Annotated in this window: 19 protein-coding genes; 3 read left to right on the top strand and 16 right to left on the bottom strand. The window is 59.0% G+C overall.

Going from position 1 to position 20,179, the window contains the following annotated elements:
- Positions 1-75: 75 nt before the first annotated feature.
- Genes nqrM through FY206_RS05045 form a run of 7 tightly spaced genes read right to left on the bottom strand, consistent with a single transcriptional unit; the run spans position 76 to position 6,116 of the window.
- A complete protein-coding gene (nqrM, locus tag FY206_RS05075) occupies positions 76-276 on the bottom strand; it encodes a (Na+)-NQR maturation NqrM (protein ID WP_032638318.1) in 201 nt (66 codons plus the stop codon).
- 2 nt (positions 277-278) lie between these two features.
- The gene (gene nqrF / locus FY206_RS05070) at positions 279-1,502 is read right to left on the bottom strand and encodes an NADH:ubiquinone reductase (Na(+)-transporting) subunit F (protein ID WP_032638316.1); all 1,224 of its coding nucleotides are present in this window, start codon (positions 1,500-1,502) and stop codon (positions 279-281) included.
- 10 nt (positions 1,503-1,512) lie between these two features.
- On the bottom strand, positions 1,513-2,109 hold the full coding sequence (gene nqrE, locus FY206_RS05065) for an NADH:ubiquinone reductase (Na(+)-transporting) subunit E (protein WP_008500255.1): 597 nt from the start codon (positions 2,107-2,109) through the stop codon (positions 1,513-1,515).
- A 6-nt stretch (positions 2,110-2,115) separates the two neighbouring features.
- The gene (locus tag FY206_RS05060; RefSeq protein WP_045890578.1) at positions 2,116-2,754 is read right to left on the bottom strand and encodes an NADH:ubiquinone reductase (Na(+)-transporting) subunit D; all 639 of its coding nucleotides are present in this window, start codon (positions 2,752-2,754) and stop codon (positions 2,116-2,118) included.
- Entirely contained in the window at positions 2,747-3,541 is a 795-nt protein-coding gene (locus FY206_RS05055) for a Na(+)-translocating NADH-quinone reductase subunit C (RefSeq protein ID WP_032638310.1), read from the bottom strand. Before FY206_RS05055 ends, FY206_RS05060 begins: the two co-directional genes overlap by 8 nt.
- Positions 3,534-4,769, bottom strand: a complete 1,236-nt coding sequence (locus tag FY206_RS05050; protein ID WP_077064322.1) for an NADH:ubiquinone reductase (Na(+)-transporting) subunit B — start codon at positions 4,767-4,769, stop codon at positions 3,534-3,536. The genes FY206_RS05055 and FY206_RS05050 overlap by 8 nt, the downstream gene beginning before the upstream one ends.
- 3 nt (positions 4,770-4,772) lie before the next feature.
- Positions 4,773-6,116 (bottom strand): Na(+)-translocating NADH-quinone reductase subunit A, encoded by a 1,344-nt coding sequence (locus FY206_RS05045; RefSeq protein ID WP_032638305.1) that lies wholly within the window; start codon positions 6,114-6,116, stop codon positions 4,773-4,775.
- A 298-nt stretch (positions 6,117-6,414) separates the two neighbouring features.
- Between FY206_RS05045 and dpaA the strand changes: the two genes are divergently transcribed.
- Entirely contained in the window at positions 6,415-7,155 is a 741-nt protein-coding gene (gene dpaA, locus FY206_RS05040) for a peptidoglycan meso-diaminopimelic acid protein amidase (RefSeq protein ID WP_032638303.1), read from the top strand.
- Here dpaA and FY206_RS05035 read toward each other — a convergent pair.
- Together FY206_RS05035 and lpcA are read right to left on the bottom strand one after the other, a co-directional pair.
- A complete protein-coding gene (locus FY206_RS05035) occupies positions 7,126-7,893 on the bottom strand; it encodes a class II glutamine amidotransferase (protein ID WP_010427885.1) in 768 nt (255 codons plus the stop codon). The genes dpaA and FY206_RS05035 overlap by 30 nt on opposite strands.
- Before the next feature lie 53 nt (positions 7,894-7,946).
- Entirely contained in the window at positions 7,947-8,525 is a 579-nt protein-coding gene (gene lpcA, locus FY206_RS05030; RefSeq protein WP_010427884.1) for a D-sedoheptulose 7-phosphate isomerase, read from the bottom strand.
- Positions 8,526-8,764: 239 nt separating this feature from the next.
- On the opposite strand from lpcA, the gene fadE reads away from it, so the two are divergent.
- On the top strand, positions 8,765-11,209 hold the full coding sequence (gene fadE / locus FY206_RS05025) for an acyl-CoA dehydrogenase FadE (RefSeq protein WP_032638301.1): 2,445 nt from the start codon (positions 8,765-8,767) through the stop codon (positions 11,207-11,209).
- Between the two features lie 108 nt (positions 11,210-11,317).
- Positions 11,318-12,088 carry an amidohydrolase gene (locus tag FY206_RS05020; protein ID WP_032638299.1) on the top strand — a complete coding sequence of 257 codons (771 nt, stop codon included), beginning with the start codon at positions 11,318-11,320 and terminating at the stop codon, positions 12,086-12,088.
- A gap of 51 nt (positions 12,089-12,139) precedes the next feature.
- Here the strand turns inward: FY206_RS05020 and FY206_RS05015 are convergent, their stop codons facing one another.
- From FY206_RS05015 to FY206_RS04985, 7 genes are read right to left on the bottom strand one after another with little or no spacing between them, the layout of a single operon-like run.
- Entirely contained in the window at positions 12,140-13,741 is a 1,602-nt protein-coding gene (locus tag FY206_RS05015; RefSeq protein WP_032638297.1) for a gamma-glutamyltransferase family protein, read from the bottom strand.
- A 9-nt stretch (positions 13,742-13,750) separates the two neighbouring features.
- Positions 13,751-14,626, bottom strand: coding sequence for an ABC transporter permease (locus FY206_RS05010; RefSeq protein WP_045890577.1), 876 nt, complete (start codon positions 14,624-14,626; stop codon positions 13,751-13,753).
- A 2-nt stretch (positions 14,627-14,628) separates the two neighbouring features.
- Complete coding sequence (locus FY206_RS05005; RefSeq protein ID WP_008500268.1) at positions 14,629-15,570, bottom strand: ABC transporter permease; 942 nt, start codon at positions 15,568-15,570, stop codon at positions 14,629-14,631.
- 18 nt (positions 15,571-15,588) lie between these two features.
- Entirely contained in the window at positions 15,589-17,103 is a 1,515-nt protein-coding gene (locus tag FY206_RS05000) for an ABC transporter substrate-binding protein (protein ID WP_077064323.1), read from the bottom strand.
- A 2-nt stretch (positions 17,104-17,105) separates the two neighbouring features.
- The gene (locus tag FY206_RS04995; RefSeq protein WP_032638289.1) at positions 17,106-18,188 is read right to left on the bottom strand and encodes an ABC transporter ATP-binding protein; all 1,083 of its coding nucleotides are present in this window, start codon (positions 18,186-18,188) and stop codon (positions 17,106-17,108) included.
- Complete coding sequence (locus FY206_RS04990) at positions 18,185-19,198, bottom strand: ABC transporter ATP-binding protein (protein WP_032638287.1); 1,014 nt, start codon at positions 19,196-19,198, stop codon at positions 18,185-18,187. Before FY206_RS04990 ends, FY206_RS04995 begins: the two co-directional genes overlap by 4 nt.
- Entirely contained in the window at positions 19,195-19,914 is a 720-nt protein-coding gene (locus FY206_RS04985; protein WP_032638285.1) for a FadR/GntR family transcriptional regulator, read from the bottom strand. The genes FY206_RS04990 and FY206_RS04985 overlap by 4 nt, the downstream gene beginning before the upstream one ends.
- Positions 19,915-20,179: the final 265 nt, after the last annotated feature.

The raw sequence follows: 20,179 nt of genomic DNA, 5'->3' as shown, positions 1-20,179 counted from the left end.
CAGTAAGTAAATGAGGGTTGAGAAGTGTGACTGAGAATTGTCGGGTGGCGGCTTTGCCTTACCCGACCCAGAAGACTAAATAATGCGTTGTTTATCGCGCGCCATGCGTTTTTTGCGCGCATCGCACGGTTCCGGGCAGTCGCAGACCTTTTCCATCCCAAGGGAGGAAATACCGCCGCAGCTGCCCTGAATAGCTTTCCGCTTAACGATCCAGCCTAACGACATGCCGAAGATGACAAGCACAAAAACCACGAAGGTTGCCAGAAACGTGAGCATTATCAGCCTCCAAAGTCATCAAGCATGATGTTCTCATCTTCGACGCCGAGATCTTTCAGCATCTTGATCACGGCGGCGTTCATCATCGGCGGACCACACATATAGAACTCGCAGTCTTCCGGTGCCGGGTGCTGCTTGAGGTAGTTTTCATACAGCACGTTGTGGATGAACCCCGTGTAGCCCGTCCAGTTATCTTCCGGCTGCGGATCGGAAAGCGCCACGTGGAAGGTAAAGTTCGGGTTTTCACGCGCCAGCTGTTCAAACTCATCATCATAGAACATCTCGCGCAGCGAGCGCGCTCCGTACCAGAAGCCGATCTTACGCTGGCTCCCCAACCGCTTGAGCTGGTCAAAAATGTGTGAGCGCATCGGGGCCATACCCGCGCCGCCGCCGATAAAGACCATTTCCGCGTCGGTATCTTTCGCGAAGAACTCGCCGAACGGGCCGGAGATGGTCACCTTATCGCCAGGCTTCAGGGACCAGATGTATGACGACATCACGCCCGGCGGCGCATCCGGCACGTTTGGCGGCGGCGTGGCAATACGCACGTTGAGCATGATAATGCCCTTCTCTTCCGGGTAGTTGGCCATCGAGTAGGCGCGCAGCGTCGGCTCTTTTACCTCAGAGACAAAGCGGAAGAGATTGAACTTGTCCCAGTCGGCGCGGTACTCGTCCGGCACGTCGAAGTCCGCATAGGCCACGGTATGCTCAGGACACTCAATCTGAATGTATCCCCCGGCGCGGAACGGAACATCTTCCCCTTCCGGTACGCGCAGCTTCAGCTCTTTAATAAAGGTGGCTTTGTTATCGTTAGAGATAACCTCGCACTCCCATTTTTTCACGCCGAAGATCTCTTCCGGCAGCTCAATCTTCATGTTCTGGCGCACCGCGACCTGGCAGGCCAGACGGCAGCCCTCTTTCGCTTCACGCTTCGTGATATGCGACAGTTCCGTCGGCAGAATATCGCCGCCGCCCTCTTTTACCGTCACGCGGCACTGTCCGCAGGAACCGCCGCCGCCGCAGGCTGAGGAGACAAAAATGCCGTTACCGGAGAGCGTGTTGAGCAGCTTATCTCCCGCAGGTGTGCGGATCTGATTCTGCGGATCGTCGTTAATATCAATCACCACGTCGCCGGAATTCACCAGCTTCGCCCGCGCCGCCAGAATCAACCCTGACAGCACCAGTACGATTAGCGTGAACATCACCACGCCAAGAATAATTTCCATCTTTTAGCCCTTATAGCTGCACGCCGGAGAAGGACATAAAGCCTAGCGCCATCAGCCCGGTGGTGATAAAGGTGATCCCTAAGCCACGCAAACCCGCAGGCACGTTGGCATATTTCATTTTCTCGCGGATCCCCGCCATGGTGACAATCGCCAGCATCCAGCCGATGCCGGAACCGAAACCGTACACCACGGATTCACTGAAGTTGTAATCACGCTGAACCATAAACGAGACGCCACCAAAGATGGCGCAGTTTACGGCGATCAGCGGCAGGAAGATCCCCAGCGCGTTGTACAGCGACGGGAAATACTTATCGAGGATCATCTCGAGTATTTGTACCAGCGCCGCGATCACCCCGATAAAGGTGATAAAGTTCAGGAAGCTGAGATCGACCCCTTCCACCAGCGCGCCGTCCCGCAGCACAAAGTTGTAGACCAGATTGTTAATGGGTACAGATAAGCCGAGCACCACGGTAACCGCGATTCCCAGACCAAATGCCGTCGACACTTTTTTGGAAACCGCAAGGAACGTACACATGCCGAGGAAAAACGCGAGCGCCATGTTTTCAACAAACACCGCCCGCACAAACAAACTCAGGTAATGAGCCATCGTCGGTTACTCCTTTTCCTGCTGCTCTGGTCTCAACGTACGAATCAGCCAGATCAGCAAACCGATAATGAAAAATGCGCTAGGGGCCAGCAGGAACAGGCCGTTGGGCAGATACCAGCCGCCGTTTTGCACCGTGTCCAGCACCGTGATGCCAAACAGCTTGCCGCTGCCAATCAGCTCACGCAGGAACCCGACCGTCAGCAGGATCGCGCCGTAGCCCAGGCCGTTGCCGATCCCATCCATAAAGCTCGCGAGCGGCGGCATTTTCATGGCGTAGGCTTCCGCGCGCCCCATCACGATACAGTTGGTGATGATCAGGCCGACAAACACCGAAAGCTGTTTTGATGTTTCGTAGGCAAAAGCGCGCAGCAGCTGATCGACCACGATCACCAGCGAGGCGATGATCGCCATCTGGACGATGATCCTCACGCTGTTGGGGATGTGGTGGCGGATCATCGAGATAAACATGCTGGAGAACGCCGTGACCAGCGTGACCGCCAGCGTCATCACCACCGCCGTTTCCAGCTTGGTTGTCACCGCCAGGGCTGAACAGACGCCCAGCACCTGGAGCGTGATCGGGTTATTGGCTAACAGTGGGCCAATGAGCACCTTTTTAACTTCTTTCAGTTCACCGTTATCAGCCATTGTTCAGCGCTCCTTCACGTACGTTTTTCAGGAAAGGACCAAAGCCCAGCTCGCCCATCCAGAAATCAAAACTGTGCTGCACGCCTTTTGAGGTGAGCGTGGCGCCGGAAAGCCCGTCAACGGCGTAGTCGTCGCCCGGACGCGCCGCCCCTTTCATCACCTTCAGCGCAGGCTGGCCGTTATCGTCGAGCACTTTCTTGCCGACAAACTGTGCCCGCCAGTTAGGGTTTTCCACTTCACCACCCAGTCCCGGCGTTTCGCCCTGATCGTAATAGGTAATGCCTTTGACCGTGCGGCCATCGGTATCCAGTGCCACAAAGGCATACATCATGGACCACAGCCCGTTACCGTAAATAGGCAGCACCACTTCCTGAATGCGTTGTTGGGGATCGCGAACCAGATAGATTTCGGCAAGGTTACTGCGTCGCTTAATCCCGGCGGGATCGTGCGATGCCTCCAGCGTCAGGCTCATCTGCGGATCTTTCAGCGCCAGCGCCTGGTTGAAGGTTGCCGGGTCTTTATCCAGCAGTTCACCGGTTTTTAAATCCACCAGACGCGCTGAAATACGTTCGGCAAATATGGCCGAAACGTCGTCTGCGCTCATCCCGTCCTGCATCAGCCCGGCGACGGCCAGGATGTTGCGCTGTTTATCCAGCGCACGCTGCTTCTGCTGCAGAGGTTTTAACCCTACGGCAGAACCGGCCACGACAATCGAACAGACCAGACAGAGCACCAGCACCACCAGCAGCGTTTTGCTGATGCTGTCGTTATTTTTTACTTCAGCCACGCGCCTTCCTCCGCTTGATATTGGCCCGCACCACCAGGTAATCGAAGAGTGGCGCAAACAGGTTGGCAAACAGAATGGCCAGCATCATCCCTTCCGGGTACGCCGGGTTGACCACGCGGATGAGGACACACATCGCGCCAATGAGCACGCCATAGCTCCATTTACCTTTGTCGGTAAACGAGGCAGATACGGGGTCCGTCGCCATGAACATCATGCCGAACGCGAAGCCACCCAGCACCAGATGCCAGTACCACGGCATGGAGAACATCGGGTTGGTGGTCGAACCGATGAGGTTAAACAGGGTGGCGGTCAGCACCATGCCGATCATGACGCCCGCAACAATTCGCCACGAGGCCACGCGACCGAAAAGAATGATCGCGCCGCCCAGCAAAATCATCAGGGTCGAGACTTCCCCGATGGAGCCCGGTATGTTGCCAATAAAGGCATCAAACCAGGTAACGGGCTGACCCGTTGCGTTGTTCACCAGCGTTTCGCCGCCGCGTGCCGCCCACTGGGAAAGCGGCGTTGCGCCGGAAAAACCGTCCGCCGCCGTCCAGACCAGGTCGCCCGAGATTTGCGCCGGATAGGCAAAGAACAGAAACGCGCGTCCCGCCAGCGCCGGGTTGAGGAAGTTCCGCCCGGTGCCGCCGAAAATTCCTTTGGCAATCACCACGCCGAAGCTGATGCCCAGCGCCGCCTGCCAGAGCGGCAGCGTCGGGGGAACAATCAGGGCAAACAGAATCGAGGTCACGAAGAAGCCTTCGTTGATCTCATGTTTACGGATGATGGCAAACAGCACTTCCCAGAAGCCGCCCACGATAAAGACCGTGATGTAAATCGGCAGGAAGAAAACTGCGCCCAGCGTCATCATGCTGATCCAGCCCGCATCTGCAGCGAAGCTTACCCCCAAGGACTGGGCCAGACGGTAGTGCCAGTCAGACTGAATCACCTGCGCCAGCTGCTGGGCATCGTACATGTGGTGCAGCGCCGGAATGGTCTGCAGGCCAACGTTGTACATGCCCCAGAACATCGCCGGGAAGACCGCAAACCAGACCAGAATCATCATCCGCTTAAGGTCGATGGCGTCGCGAACGTGCGCCGCCCCTTTCGTCACCAGCCCCGGCGTGTAGAAGATCGTCGTTGTCGCTTCGTAGAGCGGGTAGTACTTTTTGAGCTTTCCTTCGGTAAAGTGCGGCTCAATTTTTTCAAAGAGGTGTTTTAAGCCCATCGGTTATCCTTCCTGCTCAATGCGGGTTAACACCTCGCGCAATACGGGTCCATATTCGTATTTACCCGGACACACATAGGTACACAGCGCCAGATCTTCTTCGTCAAGCTCCAGACAGCCCAGCGCCTGCGCGCCGTCGGTATCGCCGGCAAGGAGATCGCGCAGCAGCACGGTGGGCAGAATGTCCAGCGGCATCACGCGCTCGTAGTTGCCAATGGGGACCATAGCGCGCTCCCCGCCGTGCGTGCTGGTGGAGAAGTTAAAGAGCTTATGACGCAGGAAGTGGCCCAGCGTGGTGCGGGTGACGGAGTATTTTTCTGCGCCGGGCAGAACCCAGCCAAACAGCTCTTTCTCACGCCCTTCCTGCACAATGCTGACCTGCAAATGGAAGCGTCCCAGGTACGCGTGCGCGTTGGCAGCATGGCGGCCGCTGAGGACCGAACCGGAAATCAGGCGGTTTTCGCCCGCTTTCGTTTCACCCACCAGCAGCTCGTTGATGTCTGCGCCCAGCAGCGTCTTCACCAGACGCGGGTTTGCCGCCTGCGGCCCGCCGATGGCGATGACGCGTTCCGCGTTAAGCTCACCGGTGGTGAAGAGCGTACCGATGGCGATGACGTCCTGATAATTCAGGTGCCAGACCCGTTTCGTCAGGCTTACTGGCTCAAGGAAATGGATGTGCGTCCCGACCAGCCCCGCCGGATGCGGGCCCGAAAATTCATTAAACGTGACCTGCCCCTGCGGATGGCCGCCGAGCTTGCCGCCGCCGGCCTGGCAAACGTGGACTTTTCCGGACGTCAGGCGAGTTAACACGGTCAGCCCGGCATCAAAGGCTTTGCGCTGCGCCAGGATAACCGGCTGCGGGTCCACGCTGAGCGGGTTGGTGTCGATTGCCGTAACGAAAATTGCGGCCGGTTCCGTCCCCGGAACGGGGGATTTGCTGAAGGGACGCGTACGAAGCGCGGTCCATAAGCCGGACGCCAGCAGCTGATCCTGAACGGCGTCACGGCTCAGCGACGCGAGGTCTGCGGCCTCGTAATGGGTGAACTCACGCTTTTCATCGCCCTCAATGCGGATAACCACCGACTGCAGAACGCGCCGTTCGCCACGGTTGATGGCCACAACGGTGCCGCTCGCGGGGGCCGTGAACATCACGCCGGGATTTTTTTTGTCCTCAAAGAGCGCCTGCCCTTTGATAACGCGATCGCCCTCCTGTACCAGCATTGAAGGACGCATACCGAGGTAGTCGTCGCCCAAAATGGCGACATGACGGACACTTGCGCCTGTCGAAACGTGCTGCGCTGGCACGCCTGCAATCGGCAGATCAAGTCCTTTTTTGATTTTAAACATGTGGTTAGCAGGTTTCCATGAACAACAATCCAGTGGCCGCAAAGTGTAACATTTTCCCCCTCTCACGGGCAGGGAATCCGCCGTCGCGCGCGCCAAATTGCGAGCTAATGCGCAAAGTTCCTGGAGCCATCGCCATTTTGATGGTTTATAACGTAAAACTAATTTGTAAACTCACCGCCCGGCTCTTGCGAAAATCTATGGCGGTGCTAATGTGAGCGCTCCTAACAGAATAATCTGATTTCGGGTCTCTTTTGCCGTCCTGGCAAGTTGGTCATGGTTTTATCAAGGAACTAGTAGTATGCGTAAAATCGCATTGTTCATTGCGATGCTTCTGATTCCGTGCATGTCGTTTGCCGGACTGCTCAGCAGTAACAGCTCAACGACGCCGATCAGCAAGGAATATAAACAGCAGTTAATGGGATCGCCGGTTTATATTCAAATCTTCAAGGAAGAGCGCACTCTCGATCTGTTTGTGAAAATGGGCGAGACATATCAGCTGCTTGATAGTTACAAAATTTGTAACTACTCCGGCGGGCTGGGGCCAAAACAGCGTCAGGGCGATTTCAAAAGTCCGGAAGGGTTTTATAACGTTCAGCGTAGCCAGCTCAAGCCTGACAGCCGCTTCTATAAAGCCATTAACATCGGCTTCCCGAACGCCTATGACCGTGCTCACGGTTATGAAGGTAAATACCTGATGATTCACGGTGCCTGCGTGTCTATCGGCTGTTATGCGATGACCGACTCCGGCATTGATGAGATTTTCCAGTTTGTCACCGGCGCGCTGGTCTTTGGTCAGCCAAACGTTCAGGTCAGCATCTATCCGTTCCGCATGACCGATGCCAACATGGCGCGTCACAAGTACTCCTACTACGCGGATTTCTGGAAACAGCTGAAGCCGGGTTATGACTACTTTGAGCAGACCCACAAGCCGCCTGTTGTCTCGGTTGTGGATGGCCGTTACGTGGTCAGCAAACCGCTGAGCCACGAAGTCGTCCATCCACAGCTGGCGTCAAATTACACGATCCCCGAGACAAAATAGCACCCACTCGCCTGGCATAATCTTTTGCCAGGTTTCGTTGCCCGTCAGCGGCTGCGTTGCGATAACAGTGACCACATCGTTCGGTGTGGTCTCCTTCTGAAAGTCTATTTCCACATCCTGATCGAGCAGCGTCGCAACGCCAAACGGCGCGCGGCGGGTGATCCAGAACAGATTCGTCGAACAGAACGCCATCACATAGCGACCGTCAGAGAGGAGCATATTGAACACGCCTTTTTCACGCAGTTCAGATGCCAGCGTCGCGATGTATTTGAACACGGCGGCCATATTGCCTGGGGTGCGGGGGTAACGCTCCGTCAGCTTGTGCAGCAGCCAGCAGAAGGCTTTTTCGCTGTCGGTTTCGCCAACCGGACGGAAGTTGCCCGTCTCCAGGGACTTATAGCCCGTCAGTTGCCCGTTGTGCGCGTAGGTCCAGTTACGGCCCCACAGTTCACGGGTAAACGGATGGGTATTTTCCAGCGCCACTTCGCCGCGGTTTGCCTGGCGAATGTGGGCAATCACCGAGCGGGACTTAATGGGGTAGTCCTGCACCAGTTTGGCAATCGGTGAGTTAAAGCTGGGCTGTGGATCTTTGAACGTGCGACACCCTTTGCCTTCGTAGAAGGTAATGCCCCAGCCGTCTTTATGCGGCCCGGTTCCTCCACCGCGCTGAACCAGCCCGGTGAAACTAAAGCAGATATCGGTTGGCACATTGGCGCTCATCCCGAGCAGTTCGCACATAGATCACCTCCACTCCACAACTGCGGGGGGCACCGGTGCCCCCCAGCGAAGTCTTACTTAACCATCTCTTTTTCGATCAGCTGGATCAGGATGTGGATCACTTTGATGTGAATTTCCTGAATGCGGTCAGCATAGCCGAAGTGCGGAACGCGAATTTCAACATCCGCCGTACCGTCCATCTTACCGCCATCTTTCCCGGTCAGGGTGATGACTTTCATCCCTTTTTCACGCGCGGCGGCGATTGCCTTAATCACGTTGCCGGAGTTACCGGAGGTAGAGATACCCAGCAGCACGTCGCCTTCACGGCCTACCGCTTCAACGTAGCGGGAGAAAATATGGTCGTAACCGAAGTCGTTGCCGACGCAGGAGATGTGGCTCACGTCGGAAATCGCAATCGCCGGGTAGCCCGGGCGGTTTTCGCGATAGCGTCCGGTCAGCTCTTCTGCGAAGTGCATCGCATCGCAGTGGGAACCGCCGTTACCGCAGGAGAGCACTTTGCCACCCGCTTTGAAGCTGTCGGCCAGCAGGACCGCCGCGCGCTGAATAGCGTGAATATTGGCATCATCTTTCAGAAAGTTAGCCAGCGTTTCCGCCGCTTCGTTCAGTTCGTTACGAATAAGATCCTGGTACATGAGGATAATCCTTCAGTATTGATGAAATAACACAGTGGAGTGTACCGGATAGCGGGAAAAGCGAGAAGCTAAAGCCATGCGAAACGTCCGGCGTTTTGCTTTTTCGTGCCGCTTAAAACGCAAACAATGTGAACCAGGTTGTAATTATTTTGTAAACACATTGCTAAAGGAAATGACATCAACTACAACCATATCATCACAAGTGGTCAGACCTCCTACAAGCAAGGGAGCTTTTCTTTATGATGATTTTGAGCATTCTCGCAACCGTTGTTCTGCTCGGTGTGCTGTTCTATCACCGCGTAAGTTTATTCCTGAGCAGCCTGATTCTTCTGGCCTGGACGGCTGCGCTTGGCGTCGCTGGTCTTTGGAATATCTGGCTTTTAGTCCCTCTTGCCATCATTCTTCTGCCGTTTAACCTGGCCCCGATGCGTAAGTCAATGATCTCCGCGCCGGTGTTTAAAGGCTTCCGCAAGGTGATGCCGCCCATGTCGCGTACTGAGAAAGAAGCGATTGATGCGGGCACCACCTGGTGGGAAGGCGACCTGTTCCAGGGCAACCCGGACTGGAAAAAACTGCACAACTACCCGCAGCCGCGCCTGACCGCCGAAGAGCAGGCCTTTATTGACGGCCCGGTAGAAGAAGCGTGCCGCATGGCTAACGACTTCGCGATTACCCATGAAATGGCCGATCTGCCGCCGGAACTGTGGGCTTACCTGAAAGAGCACCGCTTCTTTGCGATGATCATCAAGAAAGAGTACGGCGGTCTGGAGTTCTCCGCCTACGCTCAGGCTCGCGTACTGCAAAAGCTGTCGGGCGTCTCCGGGATCCTGGCGATTACCGTTGGCGTGCCTAACTCCTTAGGCCCGGGCGAACTGCTGCAGCATTACGGTACCGAAGAGCAGAAAAATCACTACCTGCCGCGTCTGGCGCGCGGTCAGGAAATACCGTGCTTCGCGCTGACCAGCCCGGAAGCAGGCTCCGATGCGGGCGCAATTCCTGACACCGGCGTGGTCTGCATGGGCGAGTGGCAGGGCGAGCAGGTGCTGGGCATGCGCCTGACCTGGAACAAGCGCTATATCACGCTGGCACCCATCGCCACCGTGCTGGGTCTGGCCTTCAAGCTCTCTGACCCGGAAAAACTACTGGGCGGTGAAGAAGATCTGGGCATTACCTGTGCGCTGATCCCAACCTCTACCCCAGGCGTTGAAATTGGTCGCCGTCACTTCCCGCTGAACGTGCCGTTCCAGAACGGTCCTACCCGCGGTCAGGACATCTTTGTACCGATTGACTACATCATCGGTGGCCCGAAAATGGCCGGCCAGGGCTGGCGTATGCTGGTGGAATGTCTGTCGGTGGGTCGCGGCATTACCCTGCCGTCGAACTCAACCGGCGGTCTGAAGTCGGTGGCGATGGGGATTGGTGCTTACGCCCACATCCGCCGTCAGTTCAAAATCTCCATCGGCAAGATGGAAGGTATCGAAGAGCCGCTGGCGCGTATCGCGGGCAACGCCTACGTAATGGACGCTGCCGCCACGCTGATTACCTACGGCATTATGCTCGGCGAAAAACCGGCCGTGCTGTCGGCAATCGTGAAGTACCACTGTACCCACCGTGCGCAGCAGTCAATCATTGACGCGATGGATATCGCGGGCGGTAAAGGCATTATGCTCGGCGAAGGCAACTTCCTGGCGCGCGGCTATCAGGGCGCACCAATTGCCATCACCGTGGAAGGGGCAAACATCCTGACCCGCAGCATGATGATCTTCGGTCAGGGCGCCATTCGCTGCCATCCGTACGTGCTGGAAGAGATGGCCGCTGCCCAGAACAACGACGTGGATGCCTTCGATAAGCTGCTGTTCAAACATATCGGTCACGTGGGCAGCAACAAGGTGCGCAGCTTCTGGCTGGGCCTGACGCGCGGACTTACCAGCGCCACGCCGACCGGCGATGCAACCAAACGTTATTATCAGCATCTGAACCGTCTGAGCGCCAACCTGGCCCTGCTGTCTGACGTTTCCATGGCGGTGCTGGGCGGCAGCCTGAAGCGTCGCGAACGTATCTCTGCCCGTCTGGGCGACGTGCTGAGCCAGATCTTCCTGGCCTCTGCGGTCCTGAAACGCTACGACGATGAAGGCCGTCAGGAAGCGGATCTGCCGCTGGTTCACTGGGGCGTGCAGGATGCGATGTATCAGGCAGAACAGGCGATTGACGATCTGCTGGCGAACTTCCCGAACCGCTTCGTGGCGGGCGCGCTGCGCGCGGTGATCTTCCCGACCGGCCGTCACCATCTGGCGCCGTCCGACAAGCTGGACCACAAGGTGGCGAAGATCCTGCAGGTACCGAGCGCAACCCGCTCCCGTATCGGTCGCGGTCAGTACCTGGCCCCTACGCCACATAACCCGGTGGGTCTGCTGGAAGAGGCGCTGCTGGACGTGATGGCCGCCGACCCAATTCACCAGAAGATCTGTAAACAGCTGGGCAAAAACCTACCGTTTACCCGTCTGGACGAACTGGCAAAACAGGCGCTGGCCGGGGGCATTATCAATAAAGATGAAGCTGCTCTGCTGGTGAAAGCCGAAGAGAGCCGTCTGCGCAGCATTAACGTGGATGATTTCGAACCGGACGAGCTGGCGACGCAGCCGGTAAAGCTGCCGGAGAAGCACCGCAAACCTGAAGCGGCATAACGCGTTTCGCTTAGACAACCCCCGCCTCGCGCGGGGTTTTTTATTGCCACATTTTCTCGTAATGACGTGCTACAGTGTCAAAAAGGGGTCGTTTGAGGAGTCTGTATCGTGCCTGGCTTGAAGATTTCGATTTTGCAGCAACCTTTAGTGTGGATGGATGGCCCTGCCAACCTGCGCCACTTTGATCGTCAACTGGAAGGCATTACCGGGCGTGATGTGATTGTCCTGCCGGAGATGTTCACCACCGGCTTCGCCATGGAAGCGGCAAAACAGTCAATGCCGCAGGATGAGGTGGTGGCGTGGATGCATGCCAAAGCGCAGCAGACCCACGCGCTGATTGCGGGCAGCGCCGCCCTGCAGACCGAACGCGGGCCGGTGAACCGTTTCCTGCTGGTGGAGCCGGAAGGAAAGGTGCATTTTTACGATAAACGCCACCTGTTCCGCATGGCGGATGAGCATCATCACTATGAAGCGGGTAACGAGCGCGTGGTGTTCGAGTGGCGCGGCTGGCGTATTCTGCCGCTGGTCTGCTACGACCTGCGCTTCCCGGTGTGGTCGCGTAACCGCAACGATTACGATCTGGCGCTGTATGTCGCCAACTGGCCTGCCCCGCGCTCCCTGCACTGGCAGTCGCTGCTGGTGGCGCGCGCGATTGAGAACCAGGCGTACGTGGTGGGCTGTAACCGCGTGGGGACGGACGGCAACGGACATCACTATCGCGGCGACAGCCGGGTGGTGAATCCTCAGGGCGAGATTATTGCCACCGCCGAGCCGCATCAGGCAACGCGCATTGATGCCGAGCTGTCATTGACGGCATTGAAGGAGTACCGGGAAAAGTTTCCGGCGTGGCAGGATGCGGATCCCTTTAGCATTGGGTGAAATTGTCCCCTCACCCCGCCCCTCTCCCAAAGGGAGAGGGAGGATAAAGTATTAACTCACGAGCGCCTGCCCGTCCTTGCGGCTCTCCGTCGCGGCCACGTAGTGCCCTTCCGGCAGACGGTAAATCACCTGCGCACCGCCGAAGTTATAATCCTGCAGCGGATCTTCCACCACGATCTGGTGTCCGCGTTCGCGCAGCGCGGCGATCGTATTGCGATCGAAGGTCGATTCAACGATCACCTCCCTGCCCTGCACCACGCGCCAGCGCGGCGCATCGATTGCCGCCTGCGGGTTTTGCCCGTGCAGCATAATGCGCAGCGCCATCTGCATGTGCCCCTGCGCCTGCATCGGGCCGCCCATTACGCCGAAGGACATCAGCGGCTGGCCGTTGCCGTCCATCGCAAAGCCCGGAATGATGGTGTGGAACGGACGTTTGCTACCCGCCAGCGCGTTCGGGTGACTGGGATCCAGCGAAAAACCACAGCCCCGGTTTTGCAGGCTGATCCCGGTGTCCGGCACCACAATCCCTGAACCGAAGCCCATATAGTTGGACTGAATAAACGAGACCATCATCCCGCTGGCGTCGGCGGTGCTGATGTAGACCGTGCCGCTCTGCGTCGGGGAACCGTAGGAAAAATCGGACGCCTTATCACGATCGATAAGCGCCGCGCGCGCCTTCAGATAATGGTCGCTCAGCAGCTCTTTTGCCGCGAACGCCATATGCTCCTCGTCCGCCACGTAGCGATCGAGATCCGCCAGCGCCAGCTTCATCGCCTCAATGGACAGGTGCAGAGACTGAACGGAATCCGGATGATGCTTCTCAATGCCGCACTGCTCCAGAATGCCGAGCGCAATCAGCGTAGCAATCCCCTGGCCGTTTGGCGGCAGCTCCTGCACCGAGCCGCCCGCGAAGTCGCGCGACAGCAGGTCTACCCAGTCCACGCGGTGGCTGGCGAGATCCTCAGCCGTCAGGTGCGCGCCGTGCTCTTTGGCGAAGGCGGCAATTTTCTGCGCCAGCTCGCCGCGGTAAAACGCGTCACCGTTGGTTTTCGCAATCAGCTCCAGCGAGTTTGCCTGCGCCGGATTACGGAAGATCTCCCCCACGCGCGGGGCGCGGCCTTCCGGCGCGAAGCAGGCGCTGAAGCCGGGCTGATCTTTCAGCTTGCTATAGCCGCGCTGCCAGAGATGGCCAATCAGCGGCGAGACCGGGAAACCGTTGCGCGCGTAGTCAATGGCCGGCTGCGCAAGGGTAGTCAGCGGCAGCGTGCCGAAGCGTTCCGCCAGCGCGACCCAGCCGGATACCGCGCCCGGCACGGTCACCGCGTCCCAGCCGATTTCCGGTACCGCCGTTTTTCCGGCAAACAGATCCGCGTGCCAGCTGGCAGGCGAGCGGCCCGACGCGTTCAGGCCGTACAGCTTTTTACCGTCCCAGACGATGGCGAAGGCGTCGCTGCCGATCCCGTTGCCGGTCGGCTCGACCACCGTGAGCGCCATCGCGGCGGCAATGGCCGCATCCACGGCATTCCCACCCAGCTGCAGCATCTTCATGCCCGCCTGCGCCGCCAGCGGCTGCGACGTGGCAACGGCGTTATGGCCCAGCATCGGCGGGCGTCGTGATTCGTAACCGGACATAAAATCAAGCGCTTTGGTCATCATGACTCCTTAGTCGTGGCGCGGATCGAGCGCGTCGCGCAGCCCGTCGCCGAGTAAATTAAAGCCCTGCACGGCAAGGAAAATCGCCACGCCGGGGAAAACGGACATCCACGGCGCCTGCTCCAGAAAGCCCTTTGCGGTGTTGAGCATGGAGCCCCAGGACGGGTTGGGCGGCTGCTGTCCCAGCCCTAAAAACGACAGGCTGGCTTCGGCGATGATCGCCGAGGCGATCGCCAGCGTGGCCTGCACCAGGATCGGCGACATCACGTTCGGCAGAACGTATTTGATGATGATCCAGCTATCCGGCAGGCCAATCGCCCGCGCGCCGTCGATGTACTCTTCGTTGCGGATGGCGATCACCTGCCCGCGCGTCAGGCGCGCGAAGATCGGCATCGCGGAAAGGCCGATGGCGATCATGGCGTTGGTCAGGCTTGGGCCTAAAAATGCCCCGAGCGCGATCGCCATGATCAGGAACGGACAGGCCAGCAGCGCTTCAATGAACCGCGAGATGACGCCGTCCCACATCTTCTGGAAATACCCCGCCACCAGCCCCAGCGGCACGCCGATGACCACCGCGATAACAACCGACATACAGCCCGCCATCAGCGAGGTTCGCGCCCCCCAGATAATGCGGGATAAAATGTCGCGCCCCAGCTCGTCGGTGCCGAACCAGTACATCGCCGACGGCGCTTTGCGCACCGCCAGGAAGTTGGCTTTAACCGGGTCGAACGGGGCAATCCACGGCGCCAGCAGCGCCACCAGCACGAAGAAGCCCACCACAAGCGCGCCAATCACCGCGCTTTTATTGCCGAGGAATTTCGTCAGCACCCGGTTCTGCGCGCGCGGCAGCGCGGGCACAGCGGTTTGCGTCGTCAGTTCCGCCATGGTTAACCTCGCATTTTCGGGTTGATAAGGACGTAGAGCACGTCGGCCAGCAGGTTCAGCATCAGGAAACCGATTGCCACGATCAGCACCACGCCCTGCACCACCGCATAGTCGCGGTTAAATACCGAGTCGACGATCATCTTGCCGAAGCCGGGAATGGTGAAGACCTGCTCGGTCAGCACCGCCCCGCCCAGCAGCTCGCCAAACAGCAGCGTGGTAAGGGTGATTACCGGCACCAGCGCGTTGCGAAACGCGTGCTTTAAGATCACCGCCTTCGGCAGCAGCCCCTTTGCCCGCGCGGTGCGGATGTAATCTGCCTTCAGCACGGCAATCATCGACGCGCGGGTGTGGCGCATCAGCGTTGCCGCGAGGCCGGTGCCGAGCACGGACGCAGGCAGCAGCAGCGTGCGCAGGTTCTGGAGCGGATCTTCACTGAACGGCACGTAGCCGGACGCGGGAAGCCACTGCAGGTTCACCGAGAAGACCAGAATCAGCAGGATCCCCAGCCAGAAGTGGGGAATCGAGATCCCCGAGATCGCCACGAAGTTCGCCCCGTGATCGACCCAGCTGTTTTTGTTCACCGCCGCGAGGATCCCCATGCTGATGCCAAACACCAGCGCGATAATCATCGCCAGCAGCGACAGCTCCAGCGTGACCGGCAGCTTGCTGGCAATCAGCTGCGTCACCGGTTCGTGCGTGCGCAAGGAAACGCCCAGATCCCCCTGCAGCGCCCGCGTCAGCCAGTGGAAATACTGCACGGGGATCGGCGCATCAAGGTTCAGCTCCGCGCGCAGCTGTGCAATAACCGCCGGATCGCGCTCCTCGCCGGCCATGGCGATCAGCGGGTCGCCGGGCAGCAGCTTTTGCAGCCCGAACACCATCATGCTCACCAGCAGCAGCGTCGGGACGGCCAGCAGCAGACGTTTGCAAATCAGTTCCAGCATGGGTTCTCCTCGGGACGGTTATTTCGCCAGCGTCAAACCCGCCAGACGCACGATGCCGTCCGGGTACGGCTTAAAGCCCTGCACGCTTTTGTTGAGACCGAAAATGCGCGGCTCGAAGTAGAGGTAGGCAATCGGCATGTCGGTTTGCAGCTGCTTCACCACCTTGTCGTACAGCGGCTGGCGCGCGGCCTGGTCGGTGCTCTGGCGCGCCTGCGTCAACCACTCATCCACCTGCGCGTTGCTGTAGCGGCCGTCGTTAAGGGTGCCTTTACTGTTGATAAAGCCGTAGATGCTGCCGTCGGGATCCGGGCGCCCCGACCAGCCGGAGAAGCTCAGCTGATAGTCCCCGCTCTGCTGGCGATCCAGCAGCGTGGCGAATTCGGTCATCTGCAGGTTCAGGTTAAAGCCCGCCTCGGCGACCATCGCCTGCAGCACCTGGCCTACCTGCTGCGAGGTTGGGTTGTTCGGCACCAGCAGGTTGACGGTCAGCGGCGCGGTGACGCCTGCCGCCTTCAGCAGCGCTTTGGCCTTGTCGACGTCACGCGGGGGAACCGGCAGGTTGACGTGATACGGGCTGACCGGTGAAAACGCCTGGTTTGCCGGGGTGTAGAGCCCCTCGAAGACCACCTGGTTTAAGGCATCTCGGTCGATAGCCTGTGAGAAGGCTTCACGCACGCGGGCGTCCCTGAACGGATCGTTTGCCGGCACCTTGCCGTTGTTGATGTTAAACGTAATGCCCTGATAGCCCAGGCCCGTTACCTTCGCCAGCGCCAGCTTGCTGTCGGCTTCGACGGTTTTCACGTCGCTGGCGGCGATGCCTTCGGTCAGGTCAAGATCGCCTGCCCGCAGGTTCGCGAGGCGCACGGAGGCGTCCGGGATCGGCAGATAGATAATTTTGTCGAAGTGGTAGGCGTCTTTGTTCCAGTAGTTGTCGAAGCGGGTCAGCACGATGCGGTCCTGGGACACGCGGCTGTCGAACTTGTACGGGCCGGAACAGACCGGATGGGCGGCAAAGTCGGGCTTTTTCGCCGCTTCAGGCGCCATCATCGCGCCCGCACGGTCGGTGAGCTGCATCAGCAGCGCGGCATCCGGCGTTTTCAGGTGCAGGGCAATCTGCATCGGGCCGGTAACCTCTATCGATTCCACGGAGGAGATCTCGCTTTTACGCAGGGAGCCTTTTAAGGTCAGGGCGCGGTCGAGGTTGTATTTCGCGGCGGCGGAATCGAATTTCTCTCCGTCGTGGAAGGTGACGCCTTCGCGCAAATTCAGGGTCAGGGTTTTGCCGTCGTCACTCCACGCCCAGTCTTTCGCCAGACCGGGGACGACCTTCAGGTTTTCATCCACGTCCACCAGCCTGTCGCACAGGGAGGCGAACACGAAGCGGCCATAGTAGGTGCGCGCCAGGTGCGGGTCGAGCATGTCCGGGTCGGCGCCCAGACCGATCCGCAGCACGCTTTCAGAATGGGCGGGCAGCGCCGCGCCAAGCAACATAACACTTCCCAGTACGGTCAAAAGAGAATTACGCATTGTCATTATCATGAGTTCCTTGAAGGAAGGGAGGAGTGAGTGGCCGCGTGTTCAAACAGCGCGCGGCGGCGCAGAAAAGCGGCGGATGGCGGTGCAATCTGGATAACGCTGCGATCGCGGTTAATCTCCTGCCAGCGGTGACAGGCAACCTGGCGTCCGCCATCCAGAACCTGATTGATTGGCTCGACCTGGCGGCATTCATCGGTAACGTACGGGCAGCGGGTGTGGAAGCGGCAGCCGGACGGCGGGCTGGCCGGGTTGGGCAGATCCCCCTGCAGCAGCGGCGCGACGCGCTCAACGCCCGGCTGCATCTGCGGCGCCGAGGCGATCAGCGCCTGAGTATAGGGGTGCAGCGGCGCGTCAAAAATCTCGTCGACGGTGGCAAGCTCAACGATTTGCCCAAGGTACATCACCGCCACGCGGTCGCTCATGTGGCGGATCACCGCCAGACCGTGGGCGACGATCACCATCGTCAGCCCCAGCTGGTGCTTCAGGCTCTCCAGCAGATTAACCACCTGCGCCTGCACCGACACATCCAGCGCAGAGACGGGTTCATCCCCCAGCAGCAGCTTCGGGCCCGAGGCGAGCGCGCGCGCAATGCCGATACGCTGGCGCTGGCCGCCGGAAAACTCGTGCGGATAGCGCCCGGCCCAGGCGGCAGGCAGGCCAACGGTCTTGAGAAGCTCCGCGACGCGATACTGCCGGTCAGCTTTTTTCATGTTCTGGTGCAGCCACAGCGGCTCGCCGACAATCTGCTCCACGGTCATGCGCGGGTTCAGCGAGGCAAAGGGATCCTGAAAGATAATCTGCAGCTCGCGCCTGAGCTGGTTGAGGCGTGCCCCCGAGGCATGCGTGATCTCTTCCCCCTGGTAAAACACGCGCCCTTCGCTGGCGGCCAGCAGGCGCAGCAGCAGACGACCCAGCGTGGATTTCCCGGAGCCAGATTCGCCGACAATCGCCAGCGTTTCGCCCGGCATCACGGCAAGCGAAACGCGATCGACCGCCGTAACAAACCGTGCCGGGGCGAAAAGTTTTTTCGGGCCGGGGAAAAGCTTGCTGAGGTCCCGGGCTTCAAGAATGGGCGTGGTCATGCGGTCTCTCCCAGGGCAACGTGGTGTTCGAGCGGCACGCGGAAGCAGGCGACCTGATGGCCCGCGCCGAGCGTGTTGAGCGACGGTTTTTCATCATGGCAGCGGGACTGCGCAAACGGGCAGCGGGTGGCAAAGCGGCAGCCTTTCGGCATGGACTCCGGCAGCGGGACCGAACCGGGAATGGTGGAGAGCTGGCCTTTACGCGCGCCCAGCGAGGGGATCGAGCCCATCAGGCCGATGGTGTACGGGTGCTGCGGGTCGGCGAAGATCGCCTCCACGCTCCCCTGCTCCACCACCTGTCCGGCATACATCACCGCCACCTGCTGGGCGACTTCGGCCACCACGCCTAAATCGTGGGTGATCATCAGCACCGCCGTGCCGGTTTCCTCTTTAAGGGTGTTCAGCAGGGTCAGGATTTGCGCCTGAATGGTGACATCCAGCGCGGTGGTCGGTTCATCGGCAATCAGCAGTTTGGGATGGTTAATCAGCGCCATCGCAATCATCACCCGCTGGCGCATGCCGCCGGAAAGCTGGTGGGGATACGCCTTGAGGCGCATTCCGGCCGCCGGGATTTGTACCTTCTCAAGGATTTGCAGCGCGACCTTCATCGCCTCCGCGCGCGAGACGTTCTGGTGCCGCATAACCGCTTCGCTGAGCTGATCGCCCAACGTAAACGCCGGATTGAGCGAGGTCATCGGCTCCTGAAAGATCATCGCCAGCTCGCTGCCGCGCAGATCGGCATACTCCCGCGGCGAGAGCTTTCGCAGATCGTGGCGGCGAAACCGCATCTCACCGCTGACAATCTGCGCGCTTGCGGGCAGTAATCCCATCAGCGCTAACGAGGTGATACTTTTTCCGCAGCCGGACTCCCCCACCAGCGCCAGCGTTTCGCCCGCTTTGACCGTCAGGGAAATGCCGTCCAGTACGCTTACCGGAGAGCCGGCAAATTTAACGTTGAGATTATTCAGCCGGAGTACGGGCGTGGCGTCCTTAAAGGGTATTGTCGTCATGGCGTGAAGTCGTCCTCAAGGTGGATCGCCTGAATCAGGGCGGTTTGCAGGCTGAGCAGGTGTTCGCGCATGGCGGCTGCGGCTTCATTGGGCTGGCGATGGATAATCGCAGACATAATCTTGTGGTGGTGGTCGTTATAGCTGTCGACGCGTTCGGGGGTGCGGGCTAATTCACGCAGATGCTGCCAGCCCGGTTCGCGCCGCACGGCATCAATGGCATCAAACAGGCCGAGCATCAGGCGGTTGCCCGCCGCCTCGGCAATCGCCCGGTGGAAGGCGCTGTCCCAGAGTTCGTTGAGATCGCGGTCGTCCGGGCTGACCTTGTCGATGCGTTCCAGCATGCGCTGCATGAGCGCGAGGTTTTCCCTGGTGGCACGCAGTGCCGCAAGCCGGGCTAAGCCGGGTTCGAGCTGAAGACGAGCTTCCATCACTTCCAGCAGGTTGGTCTGCTGAACCAATCCCTGCAGGGCCAGCGGTTCTACAGGTGCCGCCGGGCCAATAAAGGTCCCTTTGCCCTGCTTGCGCCAGATGCGCCCTTCTTCTTCCAGCACGTCCAGCGCACGACGCACTTCACGTCGTCCTACGCCGAGTGTTTCCGACAGCTCACGTTCCGTGGGCAGCGGTATGCCTGGTGTTGACTCATGCTGGTTGATAAGCCCGCGCAGCTGCTCAAGCGCGGTGCTGGAATTGGCCAGAAACCGTGACGGTTTTTCCATATTGGTTCGCTCGCTTTCATCATGACTTTATTTTTATTAACGATAAGCTATTGATATGGAATGACGCTTATCGTGCTAATGATTAAGCAATAACCAAACCAATTCGTAATTGGTTCGGCTTTTTTTTGGGCGCGAGGGAGATAAGCCAATGATCCTGCGTGAATTATTTTTACAGAAAGAGACAGCGTAGCTGAGGTAGGAAGAAAGGCACGGCGGCGAAATGCACAATATCAGTGCAAATAACGCACTGCACTCGTGCAATTGT

The sequence above is a fragment of the Enterobacter chengduensis genome, assembly GCF_001984825.2.
Taxonomy (GTDB): domain Bacteria; phylum Pseudomonadota; class Gammaproteobacteria; order Enterobacterales; family Enterobacteriaceae; genus Enterobacter; species Enterobacter chengduensis.
The sequence above is the reverse complement of the archived record's forward strand: the minus strand, read 5'-3'. Positions and strand labels throughout refer to the sequence as shown.

Coding starts and splice junctions, on each gene's coding strand:
- dpaA (WP_032638303.1), top strand. CDS start 6,415: ATGCGTAAAATCGCATTGTTCATTGCGATGCTTCTGATTCCGTGCATG.
- FY206_RS05015 (WP_032638297.1), bottom strand. CDS start 13,741: ATGACCAAAGCGCTTGATTTTATGTCCGGTTACGAATCACGACGCCCG.
- lpcA (WP_010427884.1), bottom strand. CDS start 8,525: ATGTACCAGGATCTTATTCGTAACGAACTGAACGAAGCGGCGGAAACG.
- FY206_RS04990 (WP_032638287.1), bottom strand. CDS start 19,198: ATGACGACAATACCCTTTAAGGACGCCACGCCCGTACTCCGGCTGAAT.
- FY206_RS05050 (WP_077064322.1), bottom strand. CDS start 4,769: ATGGGCTTAAAACACCTCTTTGAAAAAATTGAGCCGCACTTTACCGAA.
- FY206_RS05000 (WP_077064323.1), bottom strand. CDS start 17,103: ATGACAATGCGTAATTCTCTTTTGACCGTACTGGGAAGTGTTATGTTG.
- FY206_RS04995 (WP_032638289.1), bottom strand. CDS start 18,188: ATGACCACGCCCATTCTTGAAGCCCGGGACCTCAGCAAGCTTTTCCCC.
- nqrM (WP_032638318.1), bottom strand. CDS start 276: ATGCTCACGTTTCTGGCAACCTTCGTGGTTTTTGTGCTTGTCATCTTC.
- FY206_RS05035 (WP_010427885.1), bottom strand. CDS start 7,893: ATGTGCGAACTGCTCGGGATGAGCGCCAATGTGCCAACCGATATCTGC.
- FY206_RS05010 (WP_045890577.1), bottom strand. CDS start 14,626: ATGGCGGAACTGACGACGCAAACCGCTGTGCCCGCGCTGCCGCGCGCG.
- nqrF (WP_032638316.1), bottom strand. CDS start 1,502: ATGGAAATTATTCTTGGCGTGGTGATGTTCACGCTAATCGTACTGGTG.
- FY206_RS04985 (WP_032638285.1), bottom strand. CDS start 19,914: ATGGAAAAACCGTCACGGTTTCTGGCCAATTCCAGCACCGCGCTTGAG.
- nqrE (WP_008500255.1), bottom strand. CDS start 2,109: ATGGCTCATTACCTGAGTTTGTTTGTGCGGGCGGTGTTTGTTGAAAAC.
- FY206_RS05005 (WP_008500268.1), bottom strand. CDS start 15,570: ATGCTGGAACTGATTTGCAAACGTCTGCTGCTGGCCGTCCCGACGCTG.
- FY206_RS05060 (WP_045890578.1), bottom strand. CDS start 2,754: ATGGCTGATAACGGTGAACTGAAAGAAGTTAAAAAGGTGCTCATTGGC.
- fadE (WP_032638301.1), top strand. CDS start 8,765: ATGATGATTTTGAGCATTCTCGCAACCGTTGTTCTGCTCGGTGTGCTG.
- FY206_RS05045 (WP_032638305.1), bottom strand. CDS start 6,116: ATGTTTAAAATCAAAAAAGGACTTGATCTGCCGATTGCAGGCGTGCCA.